The 18,240-nt window shown below is 69.4% G+C and carries 16 protein-coding genes and 1 pseudogene; 4 read left to right on the plus strand and 13 right to left on the minus strand.

Annotated elements, in window-relative coordinates:
• Nucleotides 1-5 precede the first annotated feature (5 nt).
• From BN1555_RS37305 to BN1555_RS37340, 9 genes are all read right to left on the minus strand, one after another.
• Nucleotides 6-1,262 (minus strand): ATP-grasp domain-containing protein, encoded by a 1,257-nt coding sequence (locus BN1555_RS37305; RefSeq protein WP_255306569.1) that lies wholly within the window; start codon nucleotides 1,260-1,262, stop codon nucleotides 6-8.
• A gap of 62 nt (nucleotides 1,263-1,324) precedes the next feature.
• The gene (locus tag BN1555_RS37310) at nucleotides 1,325-2,359 is read right to left on the minus strand and encodes an SGNH/GDSL hydrolase family protein (RefSeq protein ID WP_093804352.1); all 1,035 of its coding nucleotides are present in this window, start codon (nucleotides 2,357-2,359) and stop codon (nucleotides 1,325-1,327) included.
• 84 nt (nucleotides 2,360-2,443) lie between these two features.
• Entirely contained in the window at nucleotides 2,444-3,715 is a 1,272-nt protein-coding gene (locus tag BN1555_RS37315) for an ATP-grasp domain-containing protein (RefSeq protein ID WP_369689054.1), read from the minus strand.
• 149 nt (nucleotides 3,716-3,864) lie between these two features.
• Nucleotides 3,865-5,112 carry an ATP-grasp domain-containing protein gene (locus BN1555_RS37320; RefSeq protein ID WP_093804354.1) on the minus strand — a complete coding sequence of 416 codons (1,248 nt, stop codon included), beginning with the start codon at nucleotides 5,110-5,112 and terminating at the stop codon, nucleotides 3,865-3,867.
• A gap of 65 nt (nucleotides 5,113-5,177) precedes the next feature.
• Entirely contained in the window at nucleotides 5,178-6,161 is a 984-nt protein-coding gene (locus BN1555_RS37325; protein ID WP_093804355.1) for a TauD/TfdA family dioxygenase, read from the minus strand.
• Between the two features lie 39 nt (nucleotides 6,162-6,200).
• Complete coding sequence (locus BN1555_RS39510; RefSeq protein ID WP_176710384.1) at nucleotides 6,201-6,344, minus strand: hypothetical protein; 144 nt, start codon at nucleotides 6,342-6,344, stop codon at nucleotides 6,201-6,203.
• 65 nt (nucleotides 6,345-6,409) lie between these two features.
• Nucleotides 6,410-8,251 carry a carbamoyltransferase family protein gene (locus tag BN1555_RS37330; RefSeq protein WP_093804356.1) on the minus strand — a complete coding sequence of 614 codons (1,842 nt, stop codon included), beginning with the start codon at nucleotides 8,249-8,251 and terminating at the stop codon, nucleotides 6,410-6,412.
• Between the two features lie 13 nt (nucleotides 8,252-8,264).
• The gene (locus tag BN1555_RS37335) at nucleotides 8,265-10,457 is read right to left on the minus strand and encodes an iron-containing redox enzyme family protein (RefSeq protein WP_093804357.1); all 2,193 of its coding nucleotides are present in this window, start codon (nucleotides 10,455-10,457) and stop codon (nucleotides 8,265-8,267) included.
• A gap of 242 nt (nucleotides 10,458-10,699) precedes the next feature.
• Nucleotides 10,700-11,452 (minus strand): SDR family oxidoreductase, encoded by a 753-nt coding sequence (locus tag BN1555_RS37340; protein WP_093804358.1) that lies wholly within the window; start codon nucleotides 11,450-11,452, stop codon nucleotides 10,700-10,702.
• Nucleotides 11,453-12,015: 563 nt separating this feature from the next.
• On the opposite strand from BN1555_RS37340, the gene BN1555_RS37345 reads away from it, so the two are divergent.
• Nucleotides 12,016-12,858 (plus strand): LuxR C-terminal-related transcriptional regulator, encoded by an 843-nt coding sequence (locus tag BN1555_RS37345; RefSeq protein ID WP_176710385.1) that lies wholly within the window; start codon nucleotides 12,016-12,018, stop codon nucleotides 12,856-12,858.
• A 197-nt stretch (nucleotides 12,859-13,055) separates the two neighbouring features.
• Here the strand turns inward: BN1555_RS37345 and BN1555_RS37350 are convergent, their stop codons facing one another.
• The gene (locus tag BN1555_RS37350) at nucleotides 13,056-14,276 is read right to left on the minus strand and encodes an IS256 family transposase (RefSeq protein WP_093804153.1); all 1,221 of its coding nucleotides are present in this window, start codon (nucleotides 14,274-14,276) and stop codon (nucleotides 13,056-13,058) included.
• A 535-nt stretch (nucleotides 14,277-14,811) separates the two neighbouring features.
• Between BN1555_RS37350 and BN1555_RS39515 the strand changes: the two genes are divergently transcribed.
• On the plus strand, nucleotides 14,812-15,000 hold the full coding sequence (locus tag BN1555_RS39515; protein WP_176710386.1) for a hypothetical protein: 189 nt from the start codon (nucleotides 14,812-14,814) through the stop codon (nucleotides 14,998-15,000).
• Nucleotides 15,001-15,076: 76 nt separating this feature from the next.
• A pseudogene (locus BN1555_RS37360) lies at nucleotides 15,077-15,756 on the plus strand (IS6 family transposase).
• 199 nt (nucleotides 15,757-15,955) lie between these two features.
• Here the strand turns inward: BN1555_RS37360 and BN1555_RS37365 are convergent.
• The 3 genes from BN1555_RS37365 to BN1555_RS37370 all read right to left on the minus strand — a co-directional run bounded on the left by BN1555_RS37365 (nucleotide 15,956) and on the right by BN1555_RS37370 (nucleotide 17,444).
• Nucleotides 15,956-16,360 (minus strand): hypothetical protein, encoded by a 405-nt coding sequence (locus tag BN1555_RS37365; RefSeq protein WP_093804360.1) that lies wholly within the window; start codon nucleotides 16,358-16,360, stop codon nucleotides 15,956-15,958.
• Nucleotides 16,361-16,568: 208 nt separating this feature from the next.
• Nucleotides 16,569-16,784, minus strand: coding sequence for a hypothetical protein (locus tag BN1555_RS38690; RefSeq protein ID WP_141662990.1), 216 nt, complete (start codon nucleotides 16,782-16,784; stop codon nucleotides 16,569-16,571).
• Nucleotides 16,785-17,039: 255 nt separating this feature from the next.
• Entirely contained in the window at nucleotides 17,040-17,444 is a 405-nt protein-coding gene (locus tag BN1555_RS37370; protein ID WP_093804361.1) for a hypothetical protein, read from the minus strand.
• 480 nt (nucleotides 17,445-17,924) lie between these two features.
• On the opposite strand from BN1555_RS37370, the gene BN1555_RS39520 reads away from it, so the two are divergent.
• Entirely contained in the window at nucleotides 17,925-18,194 is a 270-nt protein-coding gene (locus BN1555_RS39520) for an ATP-grasp domain-containing protein (RefSeq protein WP_093804363.1), read from the plus strand.
• Nucleotides 18,195-18,240: the final 46 nt, after the last annotated feature.

Raw genomic sequence — 18,240 nt, forward strand, 5'->3', positions numbered from 1 at the left:
GGTGCTCACACGGTGAGGAAGTGGATCTTCTGCTCGGCCTCCAGGCAGCGGGCCTCCGCGTCGGCTGCGTCACGGCCGCTCGACAGGACGTAGCCGGAGCTGCAGTCCGCGAGGGTGTTCAGCGGCGGCACCACGTCGCCGGGGTTCTTCGCGACGACCGCCCCCGTCTCCAGGGCGCTGACCTCGGTCAGCAGCGGAAGGTAGACCCCTTCGAGCTCTCCCGGGGCCAGCCGCCTGACCACCGCCGGGTTGTCCTTGTCCACCACTACCTCCCGGATCTCCCCGGGCTCGGGGGTGAAGAAGCGGATGGCCGCTCCGCCCACCGGCTCCGGGCAGCTCGCGGGCAGCTCCTCGATGCCGAGCGGCACGGTCAGCATCATCCGGGCGAGGTCGGTCCCGAAGGCGCGCCGCACCAGTTCCGGCAGGGCGTGCCCGCCGAGGCGCGCGTGGGACTCCAGGACCCGCGGGCCCTTGGGGGTGAGGACGAACTCGCTGTGCGAGGGCCCTTCGGTCAGGCCCACGGCGTCGAGCAGTCCGACGGTCAGCTCGCGCAGCTCCGCCATGTACGGCGCCGCGATCCGACTCGGCGTGGACACGGCCCACTCCACGTGCCGTTCGTTCACCTGGTACTCGGAGCAGCCGATGGGCACGTGCCGGCCCTCGTGCGAGAAGGAGTCCACAGAGACCACCGGTCCGTCCAGGTACTCCTCGGCGAGCGCGGCGGTCAGCCCGTCCGCGGCCATCACCGCCCAGGCCGCCAGGACCTCGGCCTCGCTGTCGGCCCGGTGGATGTGGCGGCTGGCCGCTCCGTTCACCGGCTTGAGGACGATGGGACCGTCCAGCTCGCGCTGGAAGGCCACGGCCCGTGCCGCGTCCCGCACCACCTCGTACCGCACCGGACTGAGCCCGTGCTGCTCCAGGGCCCGGCGCGTCAGGGCCTTGTCCTTCAGGGTGCGCGCCGTCGCCTCGCTCACGCCGGCCAGGCCGAGCGCGTCCACCACGTGGCCCACGCTGATGCCGACGGGCTCGGAGGTGGTGATCACCCGGTCGAAGGGCCGCTCCTCGTGCAGGGGCAGCAGGACGGCCAGGACCGCCGGGCCGTCGGTGATCGGGGCGTGCACGATGCGCTCGCAGTGCTGCGCGATGGACGGCTCGTACATGCCCTCTTCGTGGACGAGCACCACGTCGATGCCCAGTTCCCTGGCTCCGGCGATGGGTGCGGGCCGGCCGCCGACCCAGGCCACACGGAATTTCCCGGTCACGGTGTCCTCAGCTCTCGTGTCTCTTGCGGAACTCGTGTGAAATGAAGGGGGGAGCGGACGGTTCAGGAGAGACCGAGGGTTTCCGCCATGATCCGGGCGACCAGGTCGTAGCCGTGGTCGGTGTAGTGGGCCCGGTCCACGTAGACCCAGTCCTGCTGCGTGACGGCGGCGGCCACCACGGGGTTCAGGTCGAAGAAGCGGATGCCGAGCTTCTCGCAGCCGATGCTCAGCTTCTCCGCGAAGGCGCGGGCCACGGCCGGGGTGGAGATGTCCCCGTAGAGGGCTTCCCAGGTGCCGAGCTTGGAGATGCGGTCGATCTCGTCGAAGAGCAGCTGCTCCTCGGGGGAGTGCTGCTCGCGCATCCACAGGGCCATCGGCTGGAGAACATATGTGAGTCGCGCCTCGGGGGCCAGCAGTCGCCAGGTCTCCAGGTGGCGCAGGGTCAGTTCGGCCGCGGCGTCGATGACCTGGGAGACGTCGCGGCGGACGTCTTCGTGGGTGGAGATGGTCGCGCGGCGCGGGGCGGAGCGGAAGCCCATGCGCTTGTTCGCCTTGCGGTTCTCCGCCCGCAGCTCCTCCATCTTCTCGAAGTACTCGCCGCAGAACCAGAAGGCGCCGTGGTCGCCCTGCTGCCACTCGGGGAGGCGGCCGACGGTCAGGTCGTTGAGGCCGGAGAAGACGACGACCTCGTCGATCTCCGGGAGGAGGTGCCGGTGGAGCGTGAACAGGAGCATTTCCTGGGTGGAGTTGTAGCAGCGGCCGCCGAAGTTCAGCCACGGGGCGGAGGGCGCGTGCTCGGTCCACAGTCGCGAGGCCAGGGTGTGCGCGTCGCTGGTGGCGCCGATGCCCATGACGGTGGAGCTGCCGGAGATGATGCGCACCCGACCGCTCGTGGGGATGTTCCCGGCCGCGGAGGCGGTCGCACCGTCCGGGCCGTGGGAGATGCGGAAACCGGCCCGGTCGGTGTTGATGACGTCGGAGAGGTAGTCGGCCCGGTGGAAGTACATGAGGTACGGCAGGTAGCGAGCCTCACCCCGGTCGTCGAAACGGCCGTACTCCTGGGACTGGGGGGTCAGTTCGTCACGATGCAGTGCCATGGGAAGGGTCCTTGCTCGGGTGCGTACGAGGGGAAGAAGGAGGGTGGGACGGACGGACGGGCGGGGTCTCACGAGGTCACGCGGTCAGCGGTCCAGTCCGCAGGGCACCTGGAGGGGCTGTGCCTCCGCGCGCTCGGGTACGCATTCGAGGGAGACCCGTGAGGCCGTGGCGGTGATCGCCTCGAGCACTTCGCGCGTACTGCCCCCGCGGAAGCGGAAGCGGGCGCCCACGTGCTCGTAGCCGCCCACCTTCGGCAGTACCTGTCCGGGCTGCGGTACGACCTGCGCGTACGCGAAGGCCCCGTCGCCATCCGGAATCCGGGCGGCGACGATCCTGCACGGCGCCGGGACCGGCGAGGGCACCAGGAGCCAGCCGCCGAACCTCCCGTCGGGAAGTTCGGGCAGGGCCGGGTCATTGCCCAGCTGGATGGCGGCCGCGGCCGCCATCAGGTCGACCCCGTGCACCTCGCGCCAGATGAAGGGGATCTCGGCCCCGCCGACCCGCCAGCCCGCCTCCAGGAAGGTAACCCGTACCGACCCGTCCTCGGCGGTGCCGACGAACACCTCCAGGTGGAAGACCCAGGGGTGGCGGCCGCCGAGGGCCTTGGCGGCGGCGGCGGTGAAGGCGCCGATCGGCTCCAGCAGGGCCGGGTCGTCCTCCTCGACGGAACCGAGGGCCTCGCCCGTGGGGAATTCCGCGCAGGTGTTGACGTACCGGGAGGCCCGCCACGGGCCCAGCGCGGTCCCGGTCCACAGGCCGTCCACGTGGTAGATGGCATCGCCGCAGAACGTCTGGACGATCCGGTCCTCCGGCTCCTGGGCGTCCAGGACCACCAGGTCGTCCGCGGACCGGAGGGTGAGCACTCCGCGGCTGGCGGTGCCGCGCCGGGGCTTGACCACCAGCGGCCAGCCGTGGTCCTGGGAGAACTCCTTGACCGCCGCGGCGTCGGGGGCGTCGGCGAAGGCGGGGGTGCGCAGTCCCGCCGCGGCGACCGCCTCGATCATGATCAGCTTGTCGCGGAAGCGTGCCAGGCCCGTCATGTCCTGCCCCGGGCAGCCGAGCTGCGCGCGCAGCTGGGCCGCCGTCTCCAGGTCGCCCTCGTTCAGCGCGACGATCAGGTCCGGGGTGCCGAACCTGACGGACAGGGTGTCCGCCGCCCGCCGTACCTCGCGCAGGTCGTCGGTGGCCGCCACCGTGATGCTGCCGGCTGCGGAGACGGGAACCGATGCGCGGCCCAGCCCGGTCGTCACGTAGGTGACGCGGTGGGCACGGTGGTCGATGTAGTCCTCGTACCGGGCGTAGTGGTCACGCCAGCGGGAGATGACGAGAATGTGGGGAAGGGGAGCGGTCATCATGCTTCCGATGTCTGGGGCCTTCAAGCAGGCGACGGCGAGTGGGGCGGGGAGGGCGGCCGAGCGGGAGTGCGGGCGTACGGCCGGATCGGGAACGGCTCCGGTGGCCGGGGTACGGGGACCCCGACCACCGGAGGGACTGGCGAGGGCCGTCAGGCCGTGCGGAAGCGGATGCGCTCGTTGACCGCGTCGCACTTGGCCACGGCGTCGTCGGCGTCGGTGCCGGAGGCGATCACGTAGCCCGAGACGCAGTCGATGACCGTGAGCAGCGGGGGAACCTCCTCGCCGGGGTTCTTCGCGATGAAGGCCGCGACCTCCTTGTCCGCGAACTCGTCCAGGTGCGGCAGGAACACCTGCGGCACCTCGCCCTCCGGCTGACGCCGCAGTTCGATGTCGAGGTCCTCCTCCAGCTCGATGGCGGAGATGGTTCCCGGTTCCGGGGTGAAGAAGCGCACCGCGGCGCCCCCGATGGGCTCCGGGGAGGTCTCGGGCAGGGTGTCGATGCCCAGGGGAACCGTGAGGAACCAGCGGTTGAGGTCGCAGCCGAACGCGCGGCGGACCAGCTCGGGAGCACCGCTGCCGGCCAGCCGGGCGTGCGACTCCAGTACCCGCGGGCCCTTGGGGGTCAGTACGAACTCGCTGTGCGAGGGCCCCTCGGTGAGGCCCACGGCGTCCAGCAGACCGACGGTGAGCTCGCGCAGCGCGTCGAGGTGCGGGACCGCGACCCGGCTGGGGGTAGACACCTCCCACTCCACGAAGCGCTCGTTCATCCGGTACTCGGAGTAGCCGATGGGTACGTGGCGGCCCTCGAAGGAGAACGAGTCCACGGAGACCACGGGGCCCTCCAGGAACTCCTCCGCGATGACCGTGGTGATCCCCGCCTCGACCAGCCGGTCCCACGCCGCGGCCGCCTCTTGGGGCGTCGAGGCGGGGTGGATGTGCAGGCTGGCCACACCGTCGGTGGGCTTGAGCACGATGGGCTCGCCGACCTCGGCGGCGAACGCGGCCGCGTCCTCGGCGGAGTGCACCGAGCGGTAGCGGACCGGGCTCAGCCCGTGCTTTTCGAGGAGCTCGCGGGTGAGCACCTTGTCTTTGAGCGCGCGGGCCGTGGCCTCCGTGACTCCGGGCAGGCCCAGGGCGTCGACCACGTGGCCGGTGGACTCGGCGGCGAACTCGGTGGTGGTGATCACCCGGTCGAAGGGGCGCTCCTCGTGCAGCGGCCTCAGGACCGCCAGGATCGCGGGACCGTCGGTGATCGGCGCGTGCACGATGCGCTCGCAGTGCGCACCGATGGCCGGGTCGTAGGCGTTTTCCTCGTGGACGAGCACCACGTCGATGCCCAGTTGCTTCGCGCCGGTCACAGGTGCCGGACGACCGCCGACGACGGCTATGCGGAACATCTCTTGTTTCTCCTTAACGTCCGGGCCGCGGCGCGGACTTGTGGCTCCAGGGGGGGTGCTGCGCATCAGCTGGCGTAGCAGCGGCGCAGCCACCGGGCGTTGTCGGCGAGGGCGGGGGTGAAGGCGCGCCGCCGGTGGACCACCCGGTAGTTGTCGAAGACGAGGAAGTCGCCGGGATCCAGGGTGATGGCCGAGCCGTGTACCTGCCCCAGTGCCCGGTGCAGGGTGGCGAGGTGCTGTTCGACCTCCGGGGAGATGCCGCGGGTGGTTCCCGCGTCGTAGCGGACCCGGTGGCGCCCGGTGGCGTCCCGTTCGAGCAGCGGGGCCTTGTCCAGCAGCTCGGGGGACTCGGGGAAGTCGTTGGAATCCGGGGCGCCGACCACGAAGCCGCGCCGCTCCAGCGCACGCAGGGCGGTCGGGTCCAGCAGGCCCACCACCTCTTCGGCGGCGGCCAGTTCCGTCGGTACGCGTTCCTCGTTGCGGGCCGTGTAGAACGTCAGGTACTGGGGGACGTAGCCCCGCGGGTCCTCGCCCGGGTCCCCGAAGGGCAGGTGCGGGTTGTCCGTGTGCCAGAAGAACTCGGAGTCCGCGCCCCAGGAACTGGTCGTTCCGGAGGCGGCCGGATTGGGGACGACGTTGCGCATGAGCCGCCCCAGGTTCTCGTAGTTCACCGCGTACGGGGTCATTCCGAGCAACTGGACGAGCCCGAAGTGGACGGCGTTGACGAGGGACAGGGCGGGCTCGTCCCCGTACCCGCTCACCGGGGTGGCGGGCAGGTCCTGCTGGGGGAGGTTGGTCAGCGTCAGCGCGTGCGCCCGGCTGACGCGGAACGTCTCCAGGGCGTTCAGGATCTGTCCCGGGAGGTACTGCCGTAGGACGTACGCTCCTATGGAGGACAGGATGGCCTGGTGGTCGTCCGAGTCGAGGACGGAGGCGTGCGTCCGCGCCACGATCTCCTTGCCCAGGACGTCCCGGGTTCCGTCATCGAGCCGGAAGCGGGTGATCCGGAGGGCGTCCGCTGCCGGCTCCTCGGTAGGAGGATGAATCATTTTCTCTTTCCGCTCGGGTCGTAGTCGGTGTCGACGGGCTCACCTACGGACCGGAGCGACCGTCCAGTAGGACTCGGCGTCCCGTTGGATGCGGCGCTGCATCGGGTCGCGCAGCAGCCGCTGAACGGCACCGACTGGGGTGACGATCAGGTAGTAGGCAAGGAAGAGGAGCGGTTTCTTCATGGGATCCGTCTCTCGTGGAGTGCGCCGCAGCTCGGCGTCGGGGGCTGTGGGGAAGGACCGCCGGCTCAGTCGAGGGGGATGTCCTCGCGCCAGTCGCCGGCCTCCTGCCACTGCGGCTGATCGGCCTTGCTCAGCAGAAAGGACCCCATGGCCAGGTAGTCGATGTTGGTGCGCATGAAGCAGGTGTAGGCGTCCGCCGGGCTGCTGACGATCGGCTCGCCCCGCACGTTGAAGGACGTGTTGACCAGCACCGCGCAGCCGGTGGCGGCCTTGAAGGCCGTCAGCAGCCGGTGGTAGGGCTCGTTGTTGTGGGCCGACACCGTCTGCACCCGGGCCGAGCAGTCCACGTGCGTGACCGCCGGGATGGTGGAGCGTGGCACCTTCAGGAGGTCCAGGCCGGACGCCCCGTTCAACTGCGCGTCGGCGTCCGGAATGCGCAGGGCCTGCGCCACGGGCGCGACCACGAGCATGTACGGGCTCTCCTGCTTCAGCTCGAAGTAGTCCTTGACGTCGGTGTCCAGGACGGAGGGCGCGAAGGGGCGGAAGGACTCGCGGAACTTGATCTTCAGGTTCATCGCGGACTGCATCTTCGGCGACCTCGGGTCCCCAAGGATCGACCGCGCTCCCAGCGCCCGGGGCCCGAACTCCATGCGCCCCTGGAACCAGCCGACGATCTTCTCGTCGGCCAGTACGCCGGCGACGCTCTCGGCCAGCTTCTGCGGGGTGAGTCGCCGGTGGGGGATCCCCTCGCGCTCCAGGTACGCCGCGATCTCCTCGTCGTCGTAGCCCGGGCCGAGCAGTGAACCGCTCATGCCGTCGCGGCCGCCGCCCAGGTGGGTCCGCTCCGCGCCGGATTCGTGGGCCACGGCGAGTGCGGCGCCCAGGGCTCCGCCCGCGTCGCCCGCGGCCGGCTGGATCCACACCTCGTCGAAGATGCCCTCCTGGATGATCTTTCCGTTGGCCACGCAGTTGAGCGCCACGCCGCCGGCCAGGCACAGGCGGGACTCGTTGGTGTGCTCGCGGGCCGTGCTGGCCAGCTTGATCACCACATCCTCGGTGACCTTCTGCACCGAGGCGGCGAGGTCGAATTCCCGCTCGGTCAGCGGGCCTTCGGCGTCGCGTCGCGGACCGCCGAAGAGCTTCTCGAAGCCCCGGCCGGTCATGACCTCGCCGCGCAGGTATTCGAAGTAGCGCATGTCGAGGCGGAAGGAGCCGTCGGGCTTGATGTCGATCAGCCGCTCGCGGATGACCTGCTCGTAACGGGGCACGCCGTAGGGCGCGAGCCCCATGAGCTTGTACTCGCCGGAGTCGACCTTGAACCCGCAGAAGTAGGTGAAGGCCGAGTACAGCAGGCCGAGTGAGTGCGGGAAGCGGATCTCGGCCAGCGAGTCGAGCCGGTTGCCCTGCCCGTGCCACAGCGTCGTGGTGGCCCACTCGCCGACGCCGTCGATGCACAGCACGGCGGCCGACTCGTACGGGCTGGGGAAGAAGGCCGACGCGGCGTGCGACTCGTGGTGCTGCCGCGCCCGGATCTCCGGTACGCGGCCCAGCCCGAGCGCCTCCAGGCGCCGGCGCACCTCGCCGGTGGCGTCGCGCTTCCACTCCTGCCACTCCGGCATGGTCCGGGCGAAGGAGGAGTAGGCGCGGGGAGCGGCCGCCGTGAAGGTGGAGAGCACCCGGCGGTACTTCAGGGCCGGGTCCTCGTAGTAGGCGACGGCGGAGACGTCGTCGAGGGTCGCGCCGGCCTCTTCGAGGCAGTAGGCGATCGCCCGGGCGGGGAAGTCGGAGTCGTGACGGCGGCGGCTGAATCGTTCCTCTTGTGCGGCCGCCACGGGGGCCCCGTCCGCGACCAGGGCCGCGGCGCTGTCGTGGTAGTAGGCGGAGAGGCCCAGAACCAGATCGGTCATACGGAAAAGCTCCTTAACGCACGAAGCGTCTGTCGGGGGCGGAGGCGCTCTGGGCGCGCCGCTGTGCCTGGCGGGCACGGAATCCGGAGGGCGGGGTGAGGGACCGGAATCCCGTGCGCACGCGCGCCCAGACCTCCGGCGCCGCGGTGGCCGGCGTGGTGGACATCAGGGTGTCCACGGCGTCGGCGGCCCAGGCGGAATGGCCGGTGGAGACGTTGTCGATGGTGTTGTGGATGTCCACGAAGCGGGTGCTGAACCGGTGCGCCTTGAGGGCGATGCGGGCCCTGCGGTAGGACCCGCCCACCCCGGACAGCTCCATCGCCAGGTTCAGGCCCAGGACCTCGGGCAGGAAGGTGCGCGGGAACCGGCCGATGGCGAGCCAGTAGACGGGCAGTTCGAAGGAGGAGTCCTGGAAGCCGGACCACTGGGCGAACTCCCTGGACCCGGAGGGCGGGGCGTCCACCCCCATCTCCGCCAGCACTTCCCGGTAGATGAGAGGGTGGTTCAGATGCGGTTCGCCGTTGCCGAGCTCGTCCCAGTACGTCTCGAAGAGCGAGAAGCCGATCTCGGAGGAGGCTTCTTCGTAGTCGGTGAACCCCTGCAGCCAGGCTCCGTCGATCAGGGTCAGCGGAGCCAGCTGCGCGGTGGAGTCGATCAGTTCCTGCCGGGACGGTATGGGGACCTCGTGGCCCTCCGCGAACTCCGCCCCGTGCCGGTCGTGCTCGGCGCCGAGCCACGGCCGCAGCCCCTCCGCCGGCCAGGCCTCGGGAAGGTGCATCCCGCTGCGCTCGATGCCGGTGCCGGAGCGGGCCAGCCAGCCGCGCACGTACCGCTGTGCCCAGTGGTGCAGGGCCGGGGTGGCGGTGCGCTGCTGGAGCATCCAGTAGGCCTCGCGGACGTGTGCCGGGACCTGGCCCCGCTCCTCGGCCGGGGCCGAGAGGGACGGCAGGGCGGGCGCGGGCAGGGCCGGTACGGAACGGCTGGTGCGGGCGGCGTCGCTGTCGGTGTCGTCGTCGGCCACGGCGGCGTGATCCCGCGGGGGCAGCGCGTCGATCCAGCGGCGGATGACCTCCAGGTCCTCGGGCGAGAACACCCGGAACATCGGTCCCCGCTCCCCGACCAGGCCGTTGACGAGCGAACTCGCCTCGGAACGCCCAGGCTTGACCATCCGGCTGCGGGCCAGAACATCCAGGAACGGCTGGGCGTCGGTCAGGCAGTCCGTGAGCCAGTGGGAGAGCGGCTTGCCCTCCATGGGGAAGTCGTGGTGGTAGACGGCGCCCTCGCGGGCCCGCAGCCGCATCAGCTCGGCCATCCCGCTGGCGGGATCGAGGGAGTTCTCCAGGCGGGTGTGGAGGTGTGCGCCCCACGCCTGGAGCGCGCCCAGCGCCCAGCGGAAGCCCTCGGCGACGCGGCGGGCGCGCTCTGCTCCCGTCCCGGTTCCGGGCCCGGTCCCGTCTTCGCCCGCGGCGCCCAGGGCGTCGATGGCGGCGAGGGCCTGCTCGGTCGCTGTGGGACCGCCGGGCTCCCGGGCGGTGCTCGGGTCGATCGATTCCCAGGCGGCGTCGTGCGGATGGGCCTGCTTGACCAGGGCGAGCGCCGGCAGCAGTCCCACGGCACGCAGGCAGAGGTCGGCGCCGAGGATCTCGGGGCGGAAGTCCTCCGGACGGCGTCCGAGGGTCAGCAGCACCGCCGGGACGAAGAAGGCGTCCTCCTCGATGCGCTGGTCCTGGGCGAGCCGGGCCGCCGGGACGGCGTACTCCGCCAGCCGCAGCCGCCGCAGCAGGGCGAGGTAGGCGGAGCCGCGCGAGGCGTGGGGGTGGCCCGCGCCCACGTCGGAGGCGTACAGGCTGAGCGTGCGCAGGGTCGGCAGGCTCTCGAAGCTGCCGGGGGCGCTGAGCCACTGGAGCCAGGCCCCGGACAGCAGGGCGAGCGGAGCGTTCGACAGCGCCGCCCGCCGTACCAGGGCCTGCCGGTCGCCGGCGGTGGTGGCACGGTCCAGCAGACCGGTGAAGCGGTCGGTCTCCCGGGCGGCCCACCCGGAAGCGTGGGCACGGAGCTCGTCGAGGTCGTCGATCCGTCCGCACTCCGGATCGAACCGGGCCAGTTCGGCGCGGAGTTCGTCCAAGAGCGGGCCGCCCGGAAACAGGCACTCCGGATCGGCTGCCCGGGTGTAGACGGCGCGGGCGATCGGTGAGGTGGCGTGCATCTTCTGGATTCCTTTACAGATGATGTCGGCCGGTCGTCCCCGGCAAGTTCCGCGGCTCCGAAATGACGGTCGGGACTCAGAACATCGGGTAGATGGAGGCGTCGTTCTTCTTCCGGCGCTTGCGCCCGAAGAGCTTCTCTTTAATCGTTCGCCACAAGGACATGGCAGAGCTCACCCCCTTTCGATGATTTTCGGCCAGGGTGAAGGTGGCGTCAGCTGAAATGTGACCGGAATACGGATTGTCAGACGGGGAAAATGGATCCCCGGTGCGTCTTGTGCTGGGCGGCCTGAGCCACCGGGCGCACCACCAGGCGATCGACGTTCACGTGCTGCGGCAGGGCCACGGTGAGCGCCACGCACTCGGCGACGTCCTCGGCGCGCAGCGGACGGTCCACACCGGCGTAGACGGCGGCAGCCTTCTCCGCGTCGCCGTGGAAGCGGTTGAGGGCGAACTCCTCCGTGTGGACCATCCCCGGGGCGATCTCGATGACCCGGACCGGGGTGCCGCACAGTTCGAGGCGCAGGGTCTCGGTGAGCGCGTGCTGGGAGGCCTTGGCGGCGCTGTATCCGGCACCGCCCTCGTAGCTGACGAACGCGGCCGTCGAGGTGATGTTGACGATGGTTCCGCCGTCGGGCGAGGTGCGCAGTAGGGGCAGCAGGGTCTGGGTCACGTGGAGGGTGCCCAGGACGTTCACGGAGAACATCCACTGCCAGGACTCACCGGTGGACTCGGCCGTGGAGTCGGCGCCCAGCGCTCCGCCCGCGACGTTGACCAGCAGGTCACAGCGGTCCAGAGCCGCGAAGGCGGTACGTACGGCCGCGGGGTCGGTGATGTCACAGGCCACTGCCGTGCCGCCGGTCTCCTCGGCCAGCTCGGCCAGCAGTTCGGCGCGGCGGGCGACCAGGAAGACGTGGTAGCCGTCCTTGGCCAGCCGCTGCGCGGTGGCCTTCCCGATTCCGCTGCTGGCGCCGGTGACGACGGCTGTGCGGGTCATTGCGTTCCTTCTGAGGGGGTTCGGACCGAGCGGTCCGAAGGACTGGAAGAGAGGGGGAGATGCCGAGCTGCCTAGCCCCAGGCGGAGTCGCTGTACGGGGCGATCGCATTGGGGGAAACGGTGTGGGAGGCCTTGTTCGGGTCCGAGTGGGCCGCATCCGCGGCCACGAGGCCGGAAGCAGAACCGAGCAGGGTGAGAATTAGGGCAGAGATGGCGCCGGTCAACGTCTTGTCTTCTTCCACCAGTGAGACGACTTCGGGATTGAACGCATTCCTGTGTGCCCCGAAAGGTTGCGGCTTCCCCGGGCACCCCTTGAGACTTCCACCCCGGTTGCGCTGTCGACAACGAATAGCGGCAGGATTTAGATGCAGTGCAGGAAAATGCAAGGGGAAATTATGTGTATAAGTGCTGATGAAGAGTCACTTAACGGGCGCGTGGACATCTGCGACCGTGGCGTGAACGTGTACCGGGACGTGCTCAGAGGTGGTCGGGCGGCGGGTGAAATACCGTCCTGCATCGTGGAGATGGGGTTGATTCGTCCCTCTCCGGAGACCGGAGAGTGCGTGGCGGTCCCACCTGACGTGGCCCTCTTCGGCATCACCCAGCCGATCGAGCGCACGATCCTCGACAATCAGCACCGGCTGGCTGCGATGCGGGTCTCGCTGTCCCGGCTGGAAGGCGTCTACCTGGAGGCCCAGGAAGGCGATGCCCTCGTGCGTCGGCTCATCGGGGCCGATGTCATCAGTACAGCCCTGGAACAGGCCGTCAGCAACTGTGTCAGCGAGCTGCTGACCATGCAGCCGGGCGGCGGACGCGCCCCCGCACTGCTGGCGGAGGCGCTGCCCCGGGACCTCAGGCTCGCCGCTCGGGGCGTGCGCCAGCGCACCCTCTACCAACACTCGATCCGCACGCACGGCCCGACGCTGTCCTACGTGGAACAGATCACCGCTGCCGGAGCCGAGGTCCGCACGTCGGAGGAGCTGTTCGAGCGGCTGATCGTGTGTGACCGCACCGTCGCGTTCATCCCCAGCGTCCTCAGCCGCAGCACCGAAGCCCTCGTCGTCCGCCACCCCGGCATCGTGCAGTACCTGGTCCGGTCCTTCTCGCACGAGTGGGCCCGATCCGAGCCGACGCTCATGCACCCCGGATCCACCCTGGACATCCTGACCGAGGAGATCCGCCTCGCCGTCCTGCGCCTCCTCGTCACCGGGTTGCCCGACAAGGCCATCGCGAGCCAGCTCGGCATCAGCCTCCGCTCGGTGGCCAACCATGTGAAGAGGACCTCCGAGATGCTGGGCAGCCGCAGCCGGGTCGAGCTGGGCTTCCTGCTGGCCACCCGCGGGATCGTGGAACCGCCGCGGGGCACCAGACCCGGCGCGGGGCAGGAGGAGGTGGTCGTCGCGTGATCCCCGAAGAGAAGGTCACCCCGTTCCGGATCGACTTCCCCCAAGCCGATCCGGACGATCTCCACGCACGCCTGGACCGCACCCGATGACCGGACGAGATCCCCGGCTCGGGCTGGGCGTACGGGATTCCGGTTGAACACCAGGATCAGGGTGTAAGGGGCGTCCCTGGGTCACGTCCCTTCCCGTGGTGTAGGCGATCAGCCGTCTGACGCCGCTGGCAGGACGGTCGGGATGTCGATGTAGAGAGCGTCCATGCTCTCGTTGGAGAGGTAGCGGCGGGGGAAGGCGATCCATTCGTCGTGAAGTTCGGCGAGGACCGCGGTGGCGAGGCGGAGGACGGCGGTCGGGTTCGGGAAGACCTGGACGACGTCGGTGCGGCGTTTGATCTCCCGGTTCAGCCGTTCCAGCGGGTTCGTGGACTGGATCTTCTTCCAGTGCTGGTGGGGGAAGTCCGCGAACGCGGTCAGGTCTTCTTTGGCCTCCAGCAGCATCTCTCTGACCTTGGGGAACTGTCGGCCGAGCATGTCGGCGACCGTGTCGAGTTGGGTGCGGACGGCGTCTGCGGTGGGCTGGGCGAAGACGGTGTGGATCGTGGCTGCGACCATCTCCGCAGATCCTTTCGGGATCACGGCGAAGACGTTGCGGACGAAGTGGACCCGGCAGCGCTGCCAGGCGGAGCCGAGCATGACCTTGCGGATCGCTTTGACCAGGCCGCTGTGGCTGTCGGAGATGACCAGGCGGACGCCACTCATTCCACGTTCTCGCAGGTGACGCAGGAACTGGGCCCAGAACGCTTCGGTTTCGCTGTCGCCGACCATGACACCGACGACTTCCCGGCCGCCGTCCTGGGTGACGCCGGTGGCGATGACGATGGCCTGGGAGACGATGCGGTGATCGACGCGGGCCTTGACGTAGGTGGCGTCGAGGAAGAGGTAGGGGAAGCGGATGTGGTCCAGCGGACGGGTCCGGAAGGCGTCGAGCTGTTCGTCCAGGTCGGCGCAGATCCGGGAGACCTCGCTCTTGGATATCCCGGTGTCGGAGCCGAGGGCTTTGACGAGGTCGTCGACGGAGCGGGTGGACACGCCGTGGACGTATGCCTCCATGATGACCGCGTAGAGGGCCTGGTCGATGCGCCGCCGGCGCTCGAGGAGGCTGGGGAAGAAGCTCCCGGCCCGCAGTTTCGGGATGGCGAGTTCCAGGTCGCCGGCCTGCGTGGTCATGGTTTTTTCGCGGTGGCCGTTGCGCCAGGTGGTGCGGGTGCCGGTGTGTTCGCCCCACTCGGCTCCGATCTTTGTAGTGGCCTCGGCCTCGATCAGTTCCTGCAGCAGCCGCTCGGCGACCTCGCGGACGAGTTCAAGACCATCGGCCGAACGTAGTGATTCAAGCAGGCGAAGTAGGTCATGCTGGGACAAGGCCACCGTGCACCCCCTGGGGTCGAACTGCCCGTTCACTCCGGACAGTTGCACGGTGGCCTGCCAGTTGAGTAGGGCACAGTCACCGGCAGGCGGTGCACCACAGGGAGCAGAACCCGCGCACTCAACCGCGGAGATCCCCTACACCACACTGCGGGACGCCATCCGTCCCTGGTGCCGGGTGGTGTGAGAAACGGGCGTGCCGGCCAGGTCGATACGGTGCTGGCGCTTGTCCTCCGCAAGCGGCCACTCCACGACCTCGCGGTGAGGGAGCTGAGGAATACGTCCAAATCGGGGCAGGAACTGCTCCCTGCGGCATGCGGGGATGGCCCCGACTGCCCGGCCAACCCACCCTGGTGAAGGCTCGCGCTGTTTCCCACGCTCCCCGGCAGCCTGGCGCCGGTGCACCAGGTGCGCGAGCACACCCCCAAGCACGCGGCCCGCGCAGCGACCCGCCTGCGCGCCTCGCTGAATGCCACCGTGCCAAGAGATTCCGGCCCGTGACCGGGGTGTACTGCTCGGCGACCACCTGCCGTCCGGAGTGGAGCTGCGCGGCTCGGACGAAAACACCTGCATCGCCGTCATGGCGCCGCGCGCGGGCAAGTTGACCGTCCTCGTCATTTCCGTGACGGAAGGTGTAGCTCCCTCCGGAAAGAGGGACAAGGAGGACCGCAACTACGTCTCGAACACCTTGAAGGGCACTGTCACGTTGGCTGGCGGGGTGGAATGATCTTCGGGTTGATCATGGTGGAGGGGGTTGTCCGTGGGCAGTATGCCGCCGTCGCACAAAGGGGCACCGGTTCCCGGTGGAGGTGATCTCCCACTGCGTGTGGCTGTACTTCCGCTTCTCGTTGTCATTTCCGTGAGGTGGCGGAGCTGATGCTGCAGCGCGGCGTCGTCGTGTCCCACGAGACGATTTGCTGGTGGTGTCCGAAGTTCGGGCAGTCCTACGCCAACGCGCTGCGCCGCCGGCGTGCGAGGCCCGGGGGACAAGTGGCACCTGGACGAGGTCTCTCCTACGGTCAACGGCGAGCGGAAGTACCTCCGGCGCGCGGTCGACCAGGACGGCAACGTGCTGGACGTCCTCGTCCAGAGCCGGCGCAACAAGGCCGCGGCCAGGCGCTTCTTTCGTCGGCTCCTCCGAGGAACCGGGGCCGTACCGCGGGTGATCGTCACGGACAAGCTTCGTTCCTGCCGCGCGGCCCACCGCGAGGTGATGCCCTCGGTCGAGCACCGCTCCCACAAAGGCCCGAACAACCGGGCCGAGAACTCCCACCAGCCGACGAGGCAGCGCGAACGGGCGATGAAGGGCTTCCGCAGTACCGGCGGGGCACAGCGGTTCCTGTCCGCCTTCAGCGGTATCTCGCCCCACTTCCGGCCCCGCCGCCACTTGATGACCGCCTCCGGCCACCGCGCCGAGACGACCGTCCGCTTCGCGATCTGGAAGCAGGTCACCGGCGCTGCCCACCTGCCCACCACGGCCTGAAGACAGGCCCGGGCCGCAGGCCCACCATGCCCCGACGCACCGTCAGGCAGTCACGCACCCAACAACGTGACAACGCCGGCCATGGTGCTGTGGTCCATGACCATGCTTATGAGCAGCCGCGTGGCCGGACGGCGCCCCGGCGCCTTCAGCCGCCCGGTGCCCCGAGCGGAGTGAACACCCCCGGCCGCGTCTGGAGCGCCTATCCCCGCTCCACCAGGCGTTTCGCCTTCGACCGTACCCCCTCGACCTTCGCCGGGACCGCCTGAAGGCCCAGGGCCGCGGCCAGCTGCTGGCACCGCATTCCCTCCCGGGCCGCATCCGGCTCCAGCACGGACATGACCCGCTGGTAGTCGGCAGGCAGGACCGTCGCTGTCATCCCCTCGGCCCGTCTGGGCACCACCGCCCCCGCCACCGGCTCCGCGACCGCACACGGCGGCTCGGCCAGCACCTCGGCCACCATCGCACGGGCATCTGCAAGGCGCTGAAGCGCACGTTCTGCCTCGCCGAGGGCGGCCTGCACCCGCTCGGCCTCCTCCCGCAACCGTGCCACCTCTTCCCGGACCTTCTTCTCCCGGGCCTCCAGCAGACCGAGCACCGACGGCACCAGCCACCTCCACAAGCGAGACGAACGGACAAACCATGCCCATCTCTCCCGTTGCCAGCCGGAGTTCATGCCCACCCAGCCCGAACCAAACGATCACGTTCGGAAAGCGGATGGCGTCTCAGCCGGAGTGAAGCCATTCGCGGTCTTGCGGCTTGGTGAAACTCCGATCAGGCTTGCGGCGGATCAATCTGTGGATCTCCACTGCAGGTCAGGTACGAAACCTTGCCTCGTGCCCCTCGATGTAGATGAGCATGGGTCTGATGACTGGGCCCTCATGCACCGGGTGCAGTTCAAGGTGCAGGTCCATCACCGCCTTGACTGCGCTCACCTTGTCCTCGGGGAAGCCGAGTCTGTGCGCTTCGGCCTGAGCTTCAAGAAGGGGGCGAAACCTTTCCCATTCGTCGGACGGTTCGAAGCGGACCACGGTCCATGGCTGATCACCGAATGGTGAAGACAGTGACCCGAGCAACGCCTCACCGCATCTCACCCACCAGATTGGGCCGTCGCTGCTCTCGTTTCTCTGTTGCACAAGTCCTCCTGGAGAGGCCGTCCCAGCCGCTGCGAAGCAGTACCGGCAAGCCCGCACGGCCATAGATAAGGCGAGACCACCCCGCGCATGCAGGGAGGGCCCCGCCCCTCACTTGATCAGCCTGGCCCACGCTTGCTGCTCCCCGCGCAGTCAGCTCTCCGTGGGTGCTGGGCGCGCTACGGGAACAGGCCGTGGGAGCCGTGAGCGGACCGAAGACGCGATGCGCCGGCGACGGCGGCGCGGGCCGTCCTCGTCGTCGTCTTTGCGGTGGCGCCACCAGGCGACAGTGGTGAACGCCGCCATGAACGCGGCGAGGCCTGCACCGCGCCAGTGCTGTATGAAACCGTAGGCGACCAGACAGGTGACCCAGCACAGCGCCATCGTCTTGTAAGCGGTCTTCTTGCTGAGAATGCGCAGGGTGATGGCGAGTTGGGCGGCAAACTGGACCGGCATGAGAACAAGCACGGTCGCCAAGACAGGTCCGTCAGGTTCATCGGCGCTCCCCCCAACTGGCCGGTACAAGACAATCTCGATGAGGACCATCGACTTCATCATGATTCCAGAACTTCTTGTCCGGCCGACAGCCCCGTCAGTACTTCTGGGCAGGAGGGTGGGCGGAAAAGCCTCGTGGGGAGCTGCCTGGCTGCTGGCGAGGAAGGGAGGCGCCGTGCGATGCGCGGTTGGCCTTCGCCGACAGGTCAGCAACCATAAACGTTAAGTTGAGACTTATAGTCCATTTGACCGGTTCGGTGAAAGTGCTCGTAAACCACGTGAACCAGTCGTAGAGCCGCAGGTCGCGGGACCTGCTCGCCGCGCTGACGGACCCGAAGGCCGGCTTCCCGTGCGCCGTCAAGCCGGTAGCCGGGGCGGGCTGCGCCGGCGTCACGGTGGTGACCGGCCCGGCCGCGGCCGCCGACGCCGCCCGTGCGGTGGCCGACATGTACAACAGCGGCGGCGACCCGTGCATCTTGGTCCAGGCGTACGCCGCCGGGGTGGAGTACAGCGTCGAGGCCCTCCCCTCAGGACGACACCACCATGCACCTCGCCGTCACCCGAAAGCAGGTGACCGGCGGTGCGAAGAGGGGCGAGACGGGGCACAGCCCCCCTGTCCGCCTGCCTCCGGCCGTGGAGGCGGCCGTGTGCCGGGAGATGGACGCGGCCATCCGGGCGGCCGGTATCCGGCACGGCGCCTCGCACACCGAGATCATCGTCGGTGCGGACGGGCGGTGCACCGTCATCGAGACCGTCGCCCATCTCGCCGCCGGGCAGATCGGGGTCCTGCTCCAGCTGTGCGACATGCCGTGAGTTCCCCGAACCCCGCTGAGTCCTTTCCGACGTGTGGCCAGGAGGT

This window comes from Streptomyces sp. Wb2n-11 (assembly GCF_001049855.1).
Lineage (GTDB): Bacteria > Actinomycetota > Actinomycetes > Streptomycetales > Streptomycetaceae > Streptomyces > Streptomyces altiplanensis.